The sequence below is a fragment of the Paenibacillus sp. J5C2022 genome, assembly GCF_025567625.1.
In the GTDB taxonomy this organism is placed as follows: Bacteria; Bacillota; Bacilli; order Paenibacillales; family Paenibacillaceae; genus Pristimantibacillus.
The window spans coordinates 44684-61068 of record NZ_JAOQJC010000001.1 but is presented as its reverse complement, the minus strand read 5'-3'; the positions used below and the strand labels follow the sequence as shown (position 1 = coordinate 61068).

General features: G+C 53.4%; 19 protein-coding genes. All 19 read right to left on the bottom strand.

Features of this window, described 5'->3' with window-relative positions; all coding sequences use genetic code 11:
• Position 1 precedes the first annotated feature (1 nt).
• The 19 genes from rseP to M6D81_RS00255 all read right to left on the bottom strand — a co-directional run bounded on the left by rseP (position 2) and on the right by M6D81_RS00255 (position 16371).
• Positions 2-1264 carry an RIP metalloprotease RseP gene (gene rseP / locus M6D81_RS00345; protein ID WP_262674755.1) on the bottom strand — a complete coding sequence of 421 codons (1263 nt, stop codon included), beginning with the start codon at positions 1262-1264 and terminating at the stop codon, positions 2-4.
• 86 nt (positions 1265-1350) lie between these two features.
• Positions 1351-2490 carry a 1-deoxy-D-xylulose-5-phosphate reductoisomerase gene (locus tag M6D81_RS00340; RefSeq protein WP_262674754.1) on the bottom strand — a complete coding sequence of 380 codons (1140 nt, stop codon included), beginning with the start codon at positions 2488-2490 and terminating at the stop codon, positions 1351-1353.
• Positions 2491-2535: 45 nt separating this feature from the next.
• Positions 2536-3330: a phosphatidate cytidylyltransferase gene (locus tag M6D81_RS00335; protein ID WP_262674753.1), complete on the bottom strand. Its 795-nt coding sequence runs from the start codon at positions 3328-3330 to the stop codon at positions 2536-2538.
• A 27-nt stretch (positions 3331-3357) separates the two neighbouring features.
• Positions 3358-4122, bottom strand: coding sequence for an undecaprenyl pyrophosphate synthase (gene uppS, locus M6D81_RS00330; protein WP_262674752.1), 765 nt, complete (start codon positions 4120-4122; stop codon positions 3358-3360).
• 110 nt (positions 4123-4232) lie between these two features.
• Positions 4233-4787 carry a ribosome recycling factor gene (gene frr / locus M6D81_RS00325; RefSeq protein ID WP_262674751.1) on the bottom strand — a complete coding sequence of 185 codons (555 nt, stop codon included), beginning with the start codon at positions 4785-4787 and terminating at the stop codon, positions 4233-4235.
• Positions 4787-5515, bottom strand: coding sequence for a UMP kinase (gene pyrH, locus M6D81_RS00320; protein WP_262674750.1), 729 nt, complete (start codon positions 5513-5515; stop codon positions 4787-4789). Before pyrH ends, frr begins: the two co-directional genes overlap by 1 nt.
• Before the next feature lie 103 nt (positions 5516-5618).
• Positions 5619-6269, bottom strand: coding sequence for a translation elongation factor Ts (tsf, locus tag M6D81_RS00315; protein ID WP_262674749.1), 651 nt, complete (start codon positions 6267-6269; stop codon positions 5619-5621).
• A gap of 129 nt (positions 6270-6398) precedes the next feature.
• Positions 6399-7097, bottom strand: coding sequence for a 30S ribosomal protein S2 (rpsB, locus tag M6D81_RS00310; RefSeq protein ID WP_262674748.1), 699 nt, complete (start codon positions 7095-7097; stop codon positions 6399-6401).
• A 181-nt stretch (positions 7098-7278) separates the two neighbouring features.
• The gene (locus M6D81_RS00305; protein WP_262674747.1) at positions 7279-7866 is read right to left on the bottom strand and encodes a hypothetical protein; all 588 of its coding nucleotides are present in this window, start codon (positions 7864-7866) and stop codon (positions 7279-7281) included.
• Positions 7859-8422, bottom strand: a complete 564-nt coding sequence (locus M6D81_RS00300) for a DUF6115 domain-containing protein (protein WP_262674746.1) — start codon at positions 8420-8422, stop codon at positions 7859-7861. Before M6D81_RS00300 ends, M6D81_RS00305 begins: the two co-directional genes overlap by 8 nt.
• Before the next feature lie 21 nt (positions 8423-8443).
• Positions 8444-8761, bottom strand: a complete 318-nt coding sequence (locus M6D81_RS00295; protein ID WP_262674745.1) for a hypothetical protein — start codon at positions 8759-8761, stop codon at positions 8444-8446.
• Between the two features lie 20 nt (positions 8762-8781).
• Positions 8782-10188 (bottom strand): flagellar assembly protein A, encoded by a 1407-nt coding sequence (locus M6D81_RS00290; RefSeq protein WP_262674744.1) that lies wholly within the window; start codon positions 10186-10188, stop codon positions 8782-8784.
• A gap of 14 nt (positions 10189-10202) precedes the next feature.
• Positions 10203-10988, bottom strand: a complete 786-nt coding sequence (locus M6D81_RS00285) for a FliA/WhiG family RNA polymerase sigma factor (protein WP_262674743.1) — start codon at positions 10986-10988, stop codon at positions 10203-10205.
• A 4-nt stretch (positions 10989-10992) separates the two neighbouring features.
• Positions 10993-11433 (bottom strand): hypothetical protein, encoded by a 441-nt coding sequence (locus tag M6D81_RS00280; protein ID WP_262674741.1) that lies wholly within the window; start codon positions 11431-11433, stop codon positions 10993-10995.
• A 3-nt stretch (positions 11434-11436) separates the two neighbouring features.
• Positions 11437-11931 (bottom strand): chemotaxis protein CheD, encoded by a 495-nt coding sequence (locus M6D81_RS00275; protein ID WP_262674740.1) that lies wholly within the window; start codon positions 11929-11931, stop codon positions 11437-11439.
• Positions 11924-12547 carry a chemotaxis protein CheC gene (locus M6D81_RS00270; RefSeq protein ID WP_262674738.1) on the bottom strand — a complete coding sequence of 208 codons (624 nt, stop codon included), beginning with the start codon at positions 12545-12547 and terminating at the stop codon, positions 11924-11926. The genes M6D81_RS00275 and M6D81_RS00270 overlap by 8 nt, the downstream gene beginning before the upstream one ends.
• A 3-nt stretch (positions 12548-12550) precedes the next feature.
• Complete coding sequence (locus tag M6D81_RS00265; protein ID WP_262674737.1) at positions 12551-13012, bottom strand: chemotaxis protein CheW; 462 nt, start codon at positions 13010-13012, stop codon at positions 12551-12553.
• Positions 13013-13024: 12 nt separating this feature from the next.
• Positions 13025-15058: a chemotaxis protein CheA gene (locus M6D81_RS00260; protein WP_262674735.1), complete on the bottom strand. Its 2034-nt coding sequence runs from the start codon at positions 15056-15058 to the stop codon at positions 13025-13027.
• Positions 15059-15096: 38 nt separating this feature from the next.
• Complete coding sequence (locus M6D81_RS00255) at positions 15097-16371, bottom strand: protein-glutamate methylesterase/protein-glutamine glutaminase (RefSeq protein ID WP_262674734.1); 1275 nt, start codon at positions 16369-16371, stop codon at positions 15097-15099.
• Between the last annotated feature and the right edge of the window lie 14 nt (positions 16372-16385).

Sequence of the window (16385 nt, the reverse complement as noted above, 5' to 3'; positions counted from 1 at the left end):
ACTACTCCCCTCTCACTAAACGTAAAATATCATTATAGGTAACCACGACCATAAGCAGCATCAGCATGGCAAAGCCGATAAAATGAACCATGCTCTCCTTGTTGGGATCAATCGGCCGTCTGCGGACGGCTTCCAGACCCAGGAAGATCAGTCTGCTTCCATCGAGCGCCGGAATCGGCAGCAAATTGAAAATACCCAAATACAGACTGAGCAGCGCCGTCCAGCTTGTCAGCTGATCGATGCCTTGCCTTGCAATCTGGCTTGTCATCTCCGCCGTTCGAACCGGTCCGCCCAGATCATCCAGCTTGAACTGGCCAGTCACCAGCATTTTGAAGCCGTCAAATATGAGCACCGTCATATCTTTCATCAGCGTAGCCGACTTCGTGACGGTCTCCCCGATCGTGGCTGACCTCGTCTCATACATCGGAGCAATGCCGATCTTGCCTACGCCATGATCATCCGCCACCGGCGTAACTGTCACCGTGAAAGACTTGCCGCCCCGTACAATGTCGAGTTTGACCGGCTTGCCGACGGATTCGCCGATCAGGTCAATCATTCGCTCGAAATCGGTGCCAATCGGTTCACCGTTGATAGCGTAAATAACGTCGCCTTGCTGCAGCTTGGCTGCATGCGCCGGCATCCCTTTCGTAGCTTCTCCGATCATAAGTTTCTCCGGAACACCTGCCAACTGCACGTATACGCCGAACAAGACGAACGCCAGTATGAAGTTCATCATAGGACCGGCGAATATCGCCATTGCCCGCTTGCGTACCGGCTTGCTGCCGAACTGTCGATCATACGGCGCGATCTGCGTCTCTTGACCGCGAGTGATGATCAGCGCTTGCGGATGTACGGAGAACTCCTCGACGTCTCCTTCGATATCGAGCCTGATAACAAGCTTGTGCTCCAAGTCCAGTGACACGACTTCACCGCGAACAGTGTTGCTTCTGTCATCCAGTCGGTCGAGATACATTCGCGTGACGGCTCCATCCTTCATACGAACCGCAATCGTCTGACCGGGCTGAACCTCGACAAGCTCCGGGTCTTCTCCAGCCATTCTGACGAATCCGCCGGCCGGAATGAGACGGAGCGTATACCGGGTTTCCCCCTTCTTGACGGAGAATAGCTTAGGTCCGAAGCCGATAGCGAACTCCCTCACCAATATGCCTGCCCGCTTCGCGAAATAGAAATGACCCCACTCATGTATGGTGACGATCACAAAAAAGACGAGCACCGTGAAAAATATGACCCCCAACGTTCCCATTGCCCTGTAGCCTCCTGTTCGTTACGGCCTGTACATAGATTATCATTATTCTCCCGTCCGATACAAGAGAACCACTTTTTCCGGTTCTACACCTTTGCCGCCACGCTTCTGGCCCATCGATCGATCTCGTCTATCGCGTCAATATAATCGACGGCGCACACCTGATGGCGGTCGACGACTTCCTGCAGTATGCGTTCAATATCCAGAAACGCAATCTCCCCGTTCAAGAAGCGGGATACCGCAATCTCGTTGGCTGCGTTATATACAGTCGGAGCGGATTGTCCGAGCCGTCCGCATTGGAAGGCTAGCCGAAGCGCCGGATAGCGATCGTAGTCCATCTCTCGAAAGTGCAGCTTGCCGATCGCGGCCAAATCCAGTGGTTCCGTAGGTGTTGGTTGCCGATCGGGATAGGTAAGCGCGTATTGGATGGGAACCCGCATGTCGGGCAAGCCCAATTGCGCAACGACGCTGTTGTCCACGAATTCGACGTAAGAATGGATAATGCTTTCGGGGTGAATAAGTACTTTGATTTGGTCGTAATCGACATCGTACAGCCACTTGGCCTCAATGACTTCCAGCCCCTTGTTGACCATTGTGGCGGAATCTATCGTAATTTTGGCACCCATCGACCAATTCGGATGATTCAACGCTTGTTCCACCGTCACACTGGCCAGCTCGTCTCTCGTCCGGTCACGGAACGACCCGCCCGAGGCCGTAAGCGTAATGGTCTTGACCGTCTGAGCCCTCTCGCCGTTCAGGCATTGGAATATCGCAGAATGCTCGCTGTCGACCGGCAGAATGGAGACGCCGCGCTCCTTGGCTCGCTTCATGACGAGATGTCCTGCCGTTACCAGCGTCTCCTTATTCGCCAATGCAATCGTCTTGCCCGCATCGATCGCAGCCATCGTCGCGGGAAGTCCTCTGCTCCCCATGATGGCCGTCACTACAATGTCGGCGTCTGTACTTGCGGCGACTTCAATGAGACCTTGCTCACCGTAAGCCACTCGGGTGCCCGGCGGCAGATGCGGCGCTGCACGATCCGCCAATTCCTTCGTTGCCAGACTGACAAGCGCAGGTCTATATTTGTTCGCCTGCTCCACCAGCTCATCCACTCTCGAGCCGGCCGACAATGCGACAACTCGGTATAGATCGGGGTGATGGTCCACAATGTCCAGCGTCTGCGTGCCGATCGACCCCGTCGAACCTAACAAAGCAATTTTTTTCAACGTATTTGAACCTCCAATAATAGCTGTGTTAGGAAGCCCTTAATCTTATGCCGGTATAAGCGAACATAGCAACAGCAAAGGAAATACGATAATCCAGCTGTCGCAGCGATCCAGCACGCCGCCGTGGCCCGGCAATAAAGCGCCGGTATCCTTAATCCCCCGCACGCGCTTGTAAGCCGATTGGATCAAATCGCCGAATTGGCCTGCTATAGCCGCAAGCAATCCGATGAGAACGGCATGGCCCAGCGAGAGCGTCTCTGGAGCGAACAAGGCGAAGCAGACCGCGACGAGCAGGGATAGCAGCACCCCGCCCAGCGCTCCTTCTACCGTCTTGTTGGGGCTTATAGACGGCCATAGCTTGCGCTTGCCGATAGCTCGTCCGACGAAATAAGCGCCTATATCAGAGGCCCATATGCAGCCAAAGGACAGGAACGTCCAGAACATTCCGTCCAGCGACATGCCCCGAACCTCTATCATGGCGGAGAAGCCTACTCCTACATAAATTGCACCAAGCAGCATAAGAGCAGCGCCGTCAATCGTCATTGCATTCTTCGTTACAACGGTAACGGCCAGCAAGAAGAACGCAAGCAGCCAGATCATCGTAAGAAACGACGGCAGCTCCACTCCCCAGCCGGCCCACGGAGGCACAATATATATAACGCCGGCAAATCCAAGCAACGATGCGGGATGCAGCAGGGGGACGCCGTTCATCTTCGCATATTCGCTGAAACCGATCATAGCTAATAGAATAAGCAGAGCATCGAAATACGGGCCGCCTGCAATCGTTATGGCCAAGAAGAAGGCTCCTGCAAGGATGCCGGTAATTAGTCTTTGTTTCACTTAACAGTCACACTCCGTGTCTTGAAGCTACAAACCGCCGTACCTGCGCGCTCTTCTCTGGTACTCGTGAATGGCTTCATGAAAATGCTCTTCCGTAAATTCCGGCCAGTACACATCCGTAAACCATAGCTCGCTGTAAGCCAGCTGCCATAGCATGAAATTGCTTATTCGCAGCTCACCGCTCGTACGAATCAGCAGATCGGGGTCCGGGATATCGCTTGTCAACAATCGCGAATCCATCAGCCGATCGTCTATCGCCTCAGGCTCAAGCTCTCCCCGCTTGACATCCACGGCTATTTGTTTAATGGCTTCCAGCATTTCTTTCCGACTGCCGTAATTAAGGGCAAAATTAAGTACGAGTCCTGTGTTCCCTGCCGTTCGTGAAATGGCTTCTTCGACGGCCTTCAAGGTATGGGACGGAAGTTCCTCCTTGTAGCCCATCATGCGAACTTGGACATTGTTGGCCATTAAGTCCTTCAGCTCGACCTCAAGAAATTGCTCAGGCAGCTTCATAAGAAAGTCGACTTCCGCTCTTGGACGCTTCCAGTTTTCCGTTGAGAAGGCATACAGCGTTAAATATTTGACTCCTATTCGTTCCGCTGCGATCGTGATGCGCTTTACCGTCTTCATACCGGAGTGATGACCAGCCATTCGAGGCAATCCGCGATTTTTCGCCCATCGCCCGTTCCCGTCCATGATGATGGCAACGTGCCGTGGCACGTTATCGAACGCTTCCGAGTCAGCAGACGGCAAGGACGGCCTTCCCAGCTTGGCCCAAAGTCGCTTGATCATCTAACTTCCTCCCAACCAAACAAGTTTAAACGGCTAGCACCCGCCAATAAGTATAAAGGAACCCCACCTGTCGGAGGGGTCGCCTATCGTTTCCATTGCGAAAACCGCAATTAAACTTCCAGAATTTCTTTCTCCTTGGCAGAGATAACCTTCTCTACCTCGGCAATAAATTTATCGGTAGCCTTCTGAATATCGTCCTGATGACGGCGTGATTCATCCTCGGAAATATCCGTCTTCTCCAGCTTCTTCACATCGTCGTTGGCGTCGCGGCGAATATTGCGGATCGCCACCTTCGCATCCTCTCCGAACTTCTTGGAAGATTTCACTAGCTCGTTGCGACGCTCTTCCGTCAGCATTGGTACCGAGATGCGAATGACGTCGCCATCATTGGAAGGCGTAAGTCCGACATCCGACTTCAGAATCGCTTTCTCGATCGCGCCCAACGACGATTTGTCCCAAGGCTGGATGAACAGCGTACGCGCATCCGGTGTATTAATGTTGGCAAGCTGATTAAGCGGTGTCATCGCTCCATAGTACTCCACTTGAATCCGATCCAGTAAGGAGGGGCTTGCTTTGCCCGCTCTCAAAGTGGCTAAATCACGCTTCAGCGCGGATATCGCCTTCTCCATACGCTCTTCGGCATTTTTCTTAATCGCTTGTGGCATTACTTAGCACTTCCTCTCACTATCGTTCCGATTTTTTCGCCTTGCACAACTCGTTTTATATTGCCTTGCTCCGTAATTGCGAATACGATTAGCGGAATATTATTGTCCATGCACAATGAAGATGCGGTGGAATCCATCACACCCAGATTGCGGTTCAGCACATCCAGATACGTCAATTCCTCGTACTTCTCCGCCGTGCTGTCCTTGAACGGATCCGCGGAATAAACGCCGTCCACCTTGTTCTTCGCCATCAGGATCACTTCAGCTTCGATCTCGGCTGCCCTGAGAGCGGCAGTCGTATCCGTCGAGAAGTAAGGATTGCCTGTGCCTGCAGCGAAGATTACGACACGGCCTTTCTCCAGGTGGCGTATAGCGCGGCGCCGGATATACGGCTCTGCGATTTGCTGCATGGCAATTGAAGTTTGTACGCGAGTTGGCACATCAATTTGCTCAAGCGCGTCTTGAAGCGCGAGCGAGTTCATTACGGTTGCAAGCATCCCCATATAATCTGCGGTTGCCCGGTCGATGCCCTTCGCCGTTCCGGCAATGCCGCGCCATATGTTGCCGCCGCCGACGACGATAGCGACCTCTACGCCCAGTTGAACGACTTCTTTCACTTGCTCCGCAATGGAGGAGATTACTGAAGCCTCGATTCCATAACCTTCCTGTCCGGACAATGACTCGCCGCTGACCTTCAGTACGATGCGTTTAAATACAGGATGTTCCAACGTTTATACCTCCATCTTTCACCTCGCGCACGAGGTCAATCAATTATGTTGCCGTACACAGACGAGGCGGGGCGGACGCCCCGCCCCGCCGCTAGCGTTCGGATTAAAGTTTCGCTTGAGCCATAACCTCTTCAACGAAATTATCTTCTTTTTTCTCCAGACCTTCGCCAAGTTCATAACGAACGAAGCGGCGGATGGAGATGTTCTCGCCGATTTTGCTGATTTTCTCGTTCAGCATTTCGGAGATCGTTTTGTCCGGATCTTTAATGAAGGATTGCTCCATCAGACAGAACTCTTCATAGTATTTGGAGATGCGGCCGTCAACCATTTTCTCAACGATTTTTTCAGGCTTGCCTTCGTTCAGCGCTTGCGCCTTCAGAATTTCGCGCTCTTTCTCCAATTCGTCAGAAGGTACTTCTTCACGACGCACGAATTTCGGGTTTGCCGCTGCAATCTGCATCGCAATATCCTTTGCAAAATCACGGAATTGATCTGTTTTTGCCACGAAGTCCGTCTCACAGTTGATTTCCACAATTACGCCGATGCGGCCGCCCGCATGGATGTAAGATTCAACAACGCCTTCAGTTGCGATACGGCCGGCTTTCTTTGCTGCAGCCGCAAGCCCTTTCTCCCGAAGGACGCCAATCGCTTTCTCGATATCGCCGTTTGTCTCCTCCAGCGCTTTTTTGCAATCCAGCATGCCTGCACCTGTTTTTTCACGTAGTTCCTTTACCGCGCTTGCATTTACCGCCATATTAAACCCTCCTAATTGTTCAGTTCAAGTTATGTTCTATTGGAAAAACCTTTGCTCAAAAAAAGGGCAGCGAGAGGCTTTCACCATCTGACCACCCTTTGTTTTCATAAACAAATATGCAATTTAAAATTACGCAGTTGTTTGCTCGCCTTGGTTCGCTTCCACAATCGCATCCGCCATTTTGGAAGTGAGCAGCTTAACCGCACGGATCGCATCGTCATTGCCAGGAATAACGTAGTCGATTTCGTCCGGATCGCAGTTCGTGTCAACGATGCCTACGATTGGGATACCCAGCTTGCGAGCTTCAGCAACAGCAATGCGCTCTTTGCGAGGATCGATAACGAACAACGCGCTTGGCAGACCGTTCATGCCTTTAATGCCGCCCAGGAATTTCTCCAGACGATCTTTTTCCTTGCGCAGGATGATTACTTCTTTCTTAGGCAGAACCTCGAAAGTACCGTCTTCTTCCCACTTCTCCAGCGTTTTCAGACGATCGATACGCTTTTGGATCGTTTGGAAGTTGGTCAGCGTGCCGCCGAGCCAACGCTGGTTGATGTAGAAGTTTCCGCAACGCTCTGCTTCTTCTTTAACAGAATCTTGAGCTTGCTTCTTTGTTCCTACGAACAATACAGTACCGCCTTCTTCAGCGATGGATTTTACGAAGTTATAAGCCTCGTCAACCTTTTTCACTGTTTTTTGCAAGTCGATAATGTAGATTCCGTTTCTTTCTGTGAAGATATAACGATCCATCTTCGGGTTCCAACGACGAGTCTGATGACCGAAGTGTACCCCAGCTTCCAGAAGCTGTTTCATGGAAATAACCGCCATTCTTCAACACCTCCCGATTGGTTTTTGTGTGCTCCTCCGCCCGTCGCATCTTTCCCCAAAACTTTCGCCTGGCGAAAGCACCCTTGAGAAAATTGACCAGCGTGCGTTTTTAACACCGTCAATTAATATATCATATCTGTCTCCCGGAAGCAACTGTTGCGTTGCAAATCCGCTGGTTTGTTTACGAGTCGGAATCTAGCAGAAGCTGTTGCGCCATTTTGGGGGAGAGCGGCTCGCTTGTCACGATTTTGACGGCGTCCTTAATGCCGGTGCCCTCGGAAAACAAAAAATAGCCCGCGCGAACCATTTTATTTTGCTTTTTCATTTCTTTTATAAAGGCGGCGGCATTATCGATGGCCCCCGATGAAGCGAGCAGATTCGCTGTCTCCGTCAGATTGAATCCAGGCTCAATGCGGATGACGCGCTCGTCGGCCGTTATCGCCGTTACGCTGTCGGCCGTCGCTTCCTCCGCCTTATCCGCTTCAATCATGTTCTCGACATTCGCCGTCTCGTTTGCCGGTTGCTTCTCGGTTGGCAGCTCTTCATCCGCAGGCTCGTCCTGATTAGAGGGGGCTGCGCCGGATGCCTCAGACGGCATATTCCCATCTTGCGGCTCCGGCGACGGAATGCCTTCCTCCGCAGGCTGTTCGATCCCGACTCTGTCAAGCTGTTCCTGATTGCTCTGGCCGATAGAGAACAATTGAAAAAGCGTTGCGCCGATTATTATGCCTGCACCGAGTCCGATGAGCAAGGATCGCTTGTCAAGCACGTGCGGCCTCCTCCTGCTTGGCCAGCTGCAAGATGAGCTGAACCTCGCCTTTATTCATCTCCATACGCCTCGCGATCGCTTCGATGGATTTGCCATTGCGATGCAGTTCCAATAACGATGCATAGCGGGATTGAATCGTTGAGGATACGGCAACTTCCGATGGTTCGGCCCCATCTTCTACTAAAGCGGGCGGCACGCTGTCGGGTTGGGGCTGCGTCTCTACCTGCATCCCGACAGCAGCGGACGCTTGCGCCCTCGGATTGGAGGAACGCAGCGATTGAAGCTGCAACTCCAGCCGCGAGCAAGTTTGCTCCAGCCGGGCGATGCGCGTTTCATACAGCTTTTCCCTTTCGGCAGCGGCTTTGCCGGAGTCGGCCAGAAGCTCCATGAGCTCGCCGTTGTCCTTCTCCATGTTTTCCATGAATTGCTCCAAGGCGATCTCCATGTTTTGAAGCGATCCCCCCTGTTCGCCATTCCGTCCTTTGTTGCGGGGGATCAGGAAGGCGGCAACCAGGATAACCGCTCCGAGAAGTACAATAATTTGCCATGGCCCCATAGTCCAGCCGCCTTTCTTTCATTATAAGGTAATATCAAGATGATGACCCTTGTAGGGATGTACAGGCGCTTCGCTTTCCTCTTCTTCTTTTTCTCCCTGACGCTTGGTCTCCTTGCCGGCATACTGCTGCTTTGGCCCTTCGCCATCGGCGTGGACCATCGCTTTGGAAGCACCCTCCACCGCCGTATTTTGGGCTCTCAGCTCTTCGGTTTTCTTTGCAGCCTGATTCTCAAGCAACGACTGCTCCGCGACCGGTCGCTGCATCGCCTGCTGCTGCATGTTGCCCATCTCCTGTGTCCGCGGGATAGACATCTGCAGATCCAGTGATTTGAATGTCATACGGCCTAATCACCCCTTCGCTACGGCGAGTAAGGCACGATCGCAATGTCGCCTTCCATGTATTGAAAGGAAACCCTTTGCGTCGCATCCTTCACGAACTTCGTGTATCGCCCGATGACAATTTTGGTGCCTCCGAATACCGTCCCGCTGATGTCCACTTTCGAGCGCCCTGTGTCCTCCAGCGTTTTTTCGATTTCCAGCATCCGCTCTTTCGACTCGCCAAGTTCGGCATTCGCTTGCCGCTTCGTGGCATTCAGCTTCACTCTCATCGCCAGCCGATCCGGCGTCAGTTGACCGGAAGCCGCCATCGTATCCAGAATAACGAGCGCCTTCTCGGTTTTGTCCAGGTTATCATAAGTATTCTTGATGAGCTGGCGCAGCTCCTGGAGTTCATCCCGAAGCTCCGGATTGACACCAACCTCCACGAAGGTGGCGGTGGACATCGAATTGCCGATCATACGAGCCTGGACGCTAGTTCCGGCCTGGATGACTCCGCCAACGATCAATCCTTTGGCTCCGGAGCAGATAACGCTTCCGCCGGCTTTCACATTCGCGTGCATAATGCTCTGGCTTACGACAACATCGCCGCTCGCGTGCACATTGCCTTCCTGAATGAAGGAGCAACGCACATTGCCCGCAGCCTTGACGCTGCCCTTGCCTCCCGCCATGATGCCCCCGGTAATTTCAATGGAGCCGCTGGACTCAAGCTCCGCTCCCTCCACTCCGCCGACGACACGGATATCCCCGGTAGCATGAACCTTGAAGCCGCTGAGCACATTGCCGCGGATGACGACTGTCCCTACGAAATCGATGTTTCCGACGCTATAGTCGACGTCCCCGTTCACTTCATAGACCGGGAACACATTGATCTTCCCTTTATCCGTAATCGCGACAAGGCCGTCGATTGCCGCATACAACGCCGTTCCTTCCCCGTTCATGACGACGTTTTTGCCGATTTTAAAATGCGCCGGCTTTCCCGTAACTGGCTGAAGCTCCTCGCCTGTTACGGTTCGTCCTGCGGGTCCTGCAGTTGGCGCCATCAGCTCTGCAAGGAGTTGTCCCCGGTTGACGTTGTTCAGCCGGGTAACCTGTTTCAAGTCCACTTTACCGTGCTCATCCTGGGCAGGAGCGCTGCTCCCCGTATGCTTGTCGTACACATAAGATATTGAGCCGTTCCTACCCGGCATGGGGCTGTGTCCTTGAGCAACCAATGTCTGTTCCTTGCAATAGGCAAGCGGGTTAACGCATATTTGCTCCAGAACCTCGGTAAGAAGACCATGGACAATCCCCTTGCTGCGCAGGAAACGCCCCAGTTCTTCCGGTGTGCATGCGAATTCGTCGGTCATTCGGGCAAATGTTAAAAAGGCAGACAGCTTATCCGTTGATGTCTGTACACGCAGGTATGAGTCCAATGGGAAATTGTCCATCCTTCTCCTCCTTTCTAGTGCTGCAGTAATTGTTCTTTATGTTTAGCCAATACACCCCTGAGCCTTAGAATTGCCTTGGAGTGCAATTGGGAAATTCTCGACGGGGAAAGTGACATGACTTCAGCGATCTCGCTAAGAGAAAGCTCTTCATAATAAAAGAGAGACACGACAATTCGTTCTTTCTCGGTCAATCGTTCGATGCCCTTCACAAGCGATTCCTTCAAATAATACTCATGAACCTTATAGTCCGGATTTTTGGCCTTGTCATCAATAAGCAGCGACATGCGCGTCTCCGACTCTTCTTCTCGAATGGGGTCCTCCAGCGAGCATATCGTCGCGACGGATATATCTTGAAGCATCGTTGCAAATTCACGTTCGCTAACGCCCAGATACTGACTTATTTCCGTATCTGTTACCGTCCGCATATATTGCTGCTCCAACAGCTGATAAGCATCCTCCACACGTTTGGCCTTCTCCCTTACCGAGCGGGGGACCCAGTCTCCCTGGCGCAAGCCGTCGATAATGGCGCCGCGGATACGCCATGAAGCATAGGTCTCGAACTGCAGACCGCGCATATAATCGAATTTTTCGATCGCATCGATCAGTCCCATTACGCCGTTGCTGGCCAGATCGTCCCGCAGGACGTTTTTGGGCAGACCGATCGCCATCCGGTTCGTCACATAATCCACCAGAGGCAAGTAATGCTCAATTAGCCCTTTCTTGGCTTCGATATCACCGTGTTCCTTCCATGCCTGCCACATCTGGATGTTTGTCAAATGAGGCGTTTTTAGCTCTGCCATCGACTCACTCTCCTGTTAGATGACGTAGTGCTTTCGCCAAATGTTCTGGCTGTTTATCATCGGCGGATACGAACTGCGGCGGATTCAGCGGCTTGAAATCGGTCGCTTGAGCATCCTGCGCGTTAGCCTTGCCGGGCTTGTCCGCATCGCCTTGAAGCTGAGCCTTAAGCATATCGTTCAAATCTCCGGATTCGTCCGGAGTTACCAGATCAAGCTGCGAGCCGCCGTCGTCTTGACGATCCTCCGCATCGTCCGCAATGGCAGGCGGCTTCAATATAGCCGCCAGCGCAGCGCGAGCGGCGAACGCCAAGACAAAAAAAGAAACGAAGGCATACAAGCTGCGAAGCAGCACAACGGACATCGGATTGCTGTTCATCGAGAATACGATGATTAGCAGCGCTCCCAGCAGCCCAAAACCGATATTCCATCGCCACGATCCCAGCATTTTTTAAATCTCCTTTACTCCATATTGCATGCTCTTAATCCGCAGCACGCCGTTGTTGCTGTCCAATTCTATCGTTCTTCCAAAATTCCCGCCCGTATCTTGCGATAAGATCGGAATATGGTAGGCGTTCAGTATAGCCGTACAGGATTCTACATTGCGTGGTCCGATCCTCAGCGTGTCCGATTGGCTCGAGAGCGCGAACATTTGCGCGCCGCCGGCCATCTTCGCCTTGAGCCGCTCTCTCTTCGCACCGGCGGCAAACATGCGTTCCAATAATTCAGGGATGGCGGTATCGGCATACTTGGCAATGTTCACTTTCGCCTCCCGGGCAATGTCGGAAGAAGGAAGCATCACATGCGCCATCCCGCCTATTCGCTCAAGCGGATCGAACAACGTAAGTCCCACGCAGGAGCCGAGCCCTGTCGTCTTCAGCTGTGCACCATCACAAGCGATATTCAAATCAGCCATTCCCACCTTTACGAGCAGTTGTTCAATCATCGGAACTGACTCCCAGAGATTGGAATATTTTCCGGAAGGAATCGGGGTCCGGTATGAGGAAGAAATGGCCCTTCAAGGAATGGCAATCCTCTTGAAACTGTGTTTCTATCAATAGCGCCGAATCTCCCATCTCCCCGTATTGCATCAGGCCGTAGCTGAGAATGGCGCCTGCCATATCATGAGCGACAGCCGGCACGGAAGGGAACATGGGCAGCCGGGTGAAATCCGCAAGTGAAGACAAGTAGGAGCCTGCAAGAATATTGCCGATCTCGCAGAGGGCGGAAAGCTCCATCTCGGAGTAACCTTCCCCCTCTTGATGATCGATGGACAACAGCTGGTTCAGCATCCGGTTAACGGACTGCTCTTGAATAATGTAGAACATATTGCCCGGCGCTTCGCCTTCCACGCGAAGGAAGATCGCGATGACGATCTGCTCGGAGCCACCGACCAGCTCAGCCACTTCCTCGAAAGGCAGCAAGCTGACCTTCGGAACCGCCATGTCGACCGGCTTGTCGAGCAGCTTGGACAATGCCGTGGCGGCATTGCCCGCACCGATATTCCCCACTTCCTTCAATACATCCAGTTCAAATGCCTGAAGTCGATGAAATTGCGTCACGGTCTATACCTCCAGCCCCTCTAGCTGGATTATCTCATCCTTGTTCAGCACCTCGGACAGATTCAGCATGATTAGCAGCCTGTCTTCGTCCAGCTTGGCAATGCCGCGCAAGTACTTCGCCTTGATGCCTCCCACGATTTCCGGCGGGGAATCAATCTCATCGGCATCGATATCTGTCACATCGTTCGCCGAATCGACGATAAATCCGACTTCCATCTCGGCAACGGCAACGACGATAATGCGGGAATTGTCGGTAAGCTCCGTCTCGGCCAGATTGAATCTTCCGCGAAGATCGATGACCGGAACGACGACGCCTCTGAGATTGATAACCCCTTTAATAAAGGACGGCGTTTTCGGCACGCGCGTAATCGGGCACATCCTCTCGATCGTGCGCACCTTGTCCACTTCAATGCCGTACTCCTCATTGCCCAAGCCGAATACGATAACCTTCAATTCTTCTCCCATGTTGCAACCCCCCTATTTAATTAACGCATTAGGATCAACTATTAACGCAACTTGCCCGTCGCCCAATATGGTTGCCCCGGATATGGCATGCGTATTGGTCAAATACTTGCCAAGCGACTTCAGAACGATCTCGCTTTGTCCGATGAAGTCGTCGACCGTAACGGCAGCCCACTTATCGCCCTTCTGAATGACGACAATCTCCGTCTCCTCTTCCCCGCCTTCGTCGTAGTCGGGAGACTCCAGCACCCGGCTCAAGGAAACAAGCGGAATAATAGCGTCCCGGAAGCGAATCATGTGATTCCCGTGCACGTTCAGAATGGAAGAGCGCTTAATGATTCCCGTCTCCACGATCGAGGAGAGCGGGATCGCATACTTCTCGGAGCCAAGTTTGATCAGCATCGCGGAAATGATGGACAGGGTCAATGGAAGCTGAACCGAGAACTTCGTTCCTTTGCCCATCGCAGAGGTCACTGTCACATTCCCGCCCAGTGATGTAATCTTCGTTCGGACGACGTCCAATCCTACGCCGCGTCCCGATATATCCGACACTTTATCCGCCGTACTGAAGCCGGGAGCGAAGATGAGCATATTCACTTCATCCTGCGTCAGCTTCTTGCCTTCCTCCTCCGTCAGAACGCCGTTCTTGACGGCAATGCCAAGCACCTTCTCTCCATTGATGCCCTTACCGTCTTCTTCCACTTCAATGAACACATGATTGCCGCTATGGAACGCCCGAAGATGAACCGTGCCCGTCTCCGGCTTGCCCGCTGCAACCCGTTCCTGAACGGTCTCGATCCCGTGGTCGACCGAATTGCGGAGCAAGTGAACGAGCGGATCGCCGATTTCATCAATAACCGTTCTGTCCAACTCCGTGTCCGCGCCTGTAATGACGAGTTCGATCTTCTTGTCCAACGATTTCGCAAGATCCCGAACCATACGGGGAAAGCGATTGAATACGGCGTCAACGGGAACCATGCGCAGCTTCAGGACAATGTTCTGCAAGTCGGAGCTGACTCTGGACATATGCTCGACCGTCTCCGTCAGTTCCGTACGCTTGACTTCGCTTGCCAGCTGCTCCAGACGCACTCTGTCGATCAGCAGCTCGCTGAACAGATTCATAAGCGTGTCCAGCCTTTCGATATCGACACGAATCGTTCTGGAAGCCACTGCGGCCGTGCTCTTCTTGGCGGTGTCCGCTCCGCGTCCACTCTCAGTCGGCGCTGCCGCTTGCGCCTTCGGTGCCGCCTCTGCAGCGGCTGCCGCCGGAACTGCAGACAACGAGGCCAGCGACTCCGCATCCAGCAGCGTAAGCTGGGCGGATTCGATTTCGGAGATAGCCATAATTTTGCCCGTCAGTTCCTCCTCGGAAGCTGTCGTGACGATGAACACCGTGAATGACTGGTCGAACTTCTCCTGCTCCAAATCCTGGACGGAAGGCTCCGACTTGATCACCTCGCCGCTTCGCTCCAGCACATCGAACACCATATATGCTCTTGCCGCTTTCAACACGCAATTCTCGCTGACCGTCACTTTTATGTAATAGGCTTGATGCCCGCTTTCCATGGATTGCTGCAGGACGGAAGCCTGGAATTGATCCAGCATGGCCGCTTCGCCGGAAGCGCCCTTGTCGGAGGCGGATGTTGCGCTCCCGCCGTCGGTCTTGTAGTCTCCCTTCAGAATCGATTGAAGAGACTGTACAATAGCCGTCACATCAGACTTCCCGGTACCGCCGTTAATAATGTCCTGCACCATGGCTTCCAGCGCATCCAGCCCTTTGAACAACGTATCGAAAATAAAGCTGTCCATGCTGAGCTTACTATTGCGAACCAGATCCAGCACATTCTCCATCTCATGGGTGAGAGAGGCCAAATCCTCGAACCCCATCGTTGCTGACATTCCCTTCAGCGTGTGGGCGGATCGAAAGATGGATTGTACGATGGAGAGATCCTCCGGATCGCTCTCCAGCTTGAGCATATTCTCATTCAGCGCTTGCAGATGATCGTTTGATTCGTCGATAAACATGGACAAGTAAGCATTCATATCCATTCGCTTGCACCTCCTGTTGGAATAATTGCGTCTCCTGCTTAGGCTTTCATCACCGCCTGGACGATTCTCGAGGCGATCTCATGCAGAGGAACGATCTGCTGGACAGAGCCGTTCTCCACTGCCGACCTCGGCATGCCGTATACGATGCAAGTCTCTTCCGACTCGGCAATTGTCGTTACGGCTCCTTCATCCGCCAAGAGCTTCATCCCTTTCGCTCCGTCGCTTCCCATACCCGTCATAATGACCGCATGCCTTGCCAGCTCACCGTAAGGCGCTATAGATTCGAACATGACATCGACGGAGGGACGATGTCCATTGCGCGCCGGCTCGTCCGACAGCTGAACGACGTAGTCGCCCCCATGCCTGCTCAGCTTCAGATGTCGCCCGCCGGGAGCGATATAGACGGTACCGCGGCAAAGCTTCATCCCGTCCTCCGCTTCGATAACGCGCAGCGCGCTGAAGCTGTCCAGCCGCTGTGCCAGCGATCTCGTGAATTTGGGTGGCATATGCTGTACCACGAGAACAGGCGAAGGCAAGTCTGCCGGCAAGGAACTGACTACTTCGTGAAGCGCCCTCGGCCCCCCTGTCGAAGTCCCGATGGCAACGATATGATGGAACGCTTTCCCCGTCGATTGCGATGCATTTGCCCCCGCCGCAGCTCTGTCGCTTTCCGGCCGGGCCGTCTTGCTCGGTGTCGGTGCCGCGGAAGGCGCCGTGTTTTTCCTGGGCGGTGCGGGCTTCGCCGGAGCTGCCGCTGCCGGCGGCTTCCGTCCCTTGCTGCCGGTGGCCGGGCTCTGCGGCGCAGCGGCACGCTCATGTCGCGTAGGCGCTTCTGCCGCTATTCGCGGCGCGAGCGGCTTCTGCGGCAGTGTCGGACGCTGTATCTCTGTAGCTGAAGCCGGAGGCTCCTTCTTCACGGATACAGCTGCCCGGAGCTTGTCGAGCAGCACCTCTCCAACTTGCCTGATATCTCCCGATGCGGCGCTGGTGGGCTTGCGGATGAAGTCGAACGCTCCGTATTGAAGCGCCTTGATCGTCTCCCTTGTGTTTGCCTCGCTTATGCCGGACAGCATAATGATCGGCGTCGGCGTCCGCCTCATAATTAGCCCCAATGCCTCAATACCGTTCATAATCGGCATTTCCAAGTCCATCGTAATAATATCCGGCCTGTACTTCGCAGCTGCCGATACGGCTTCCGCTCCGTTGACTGCAGTTGCTACAATGGTGAATTCGCTGTCCTGGCTGATGAGATCGCTAATAATTTTCCGCATGAATGCGGAATCGTCTACCACTAATACGCGATGGGGTGCCATTAGCCTCCCTCCTT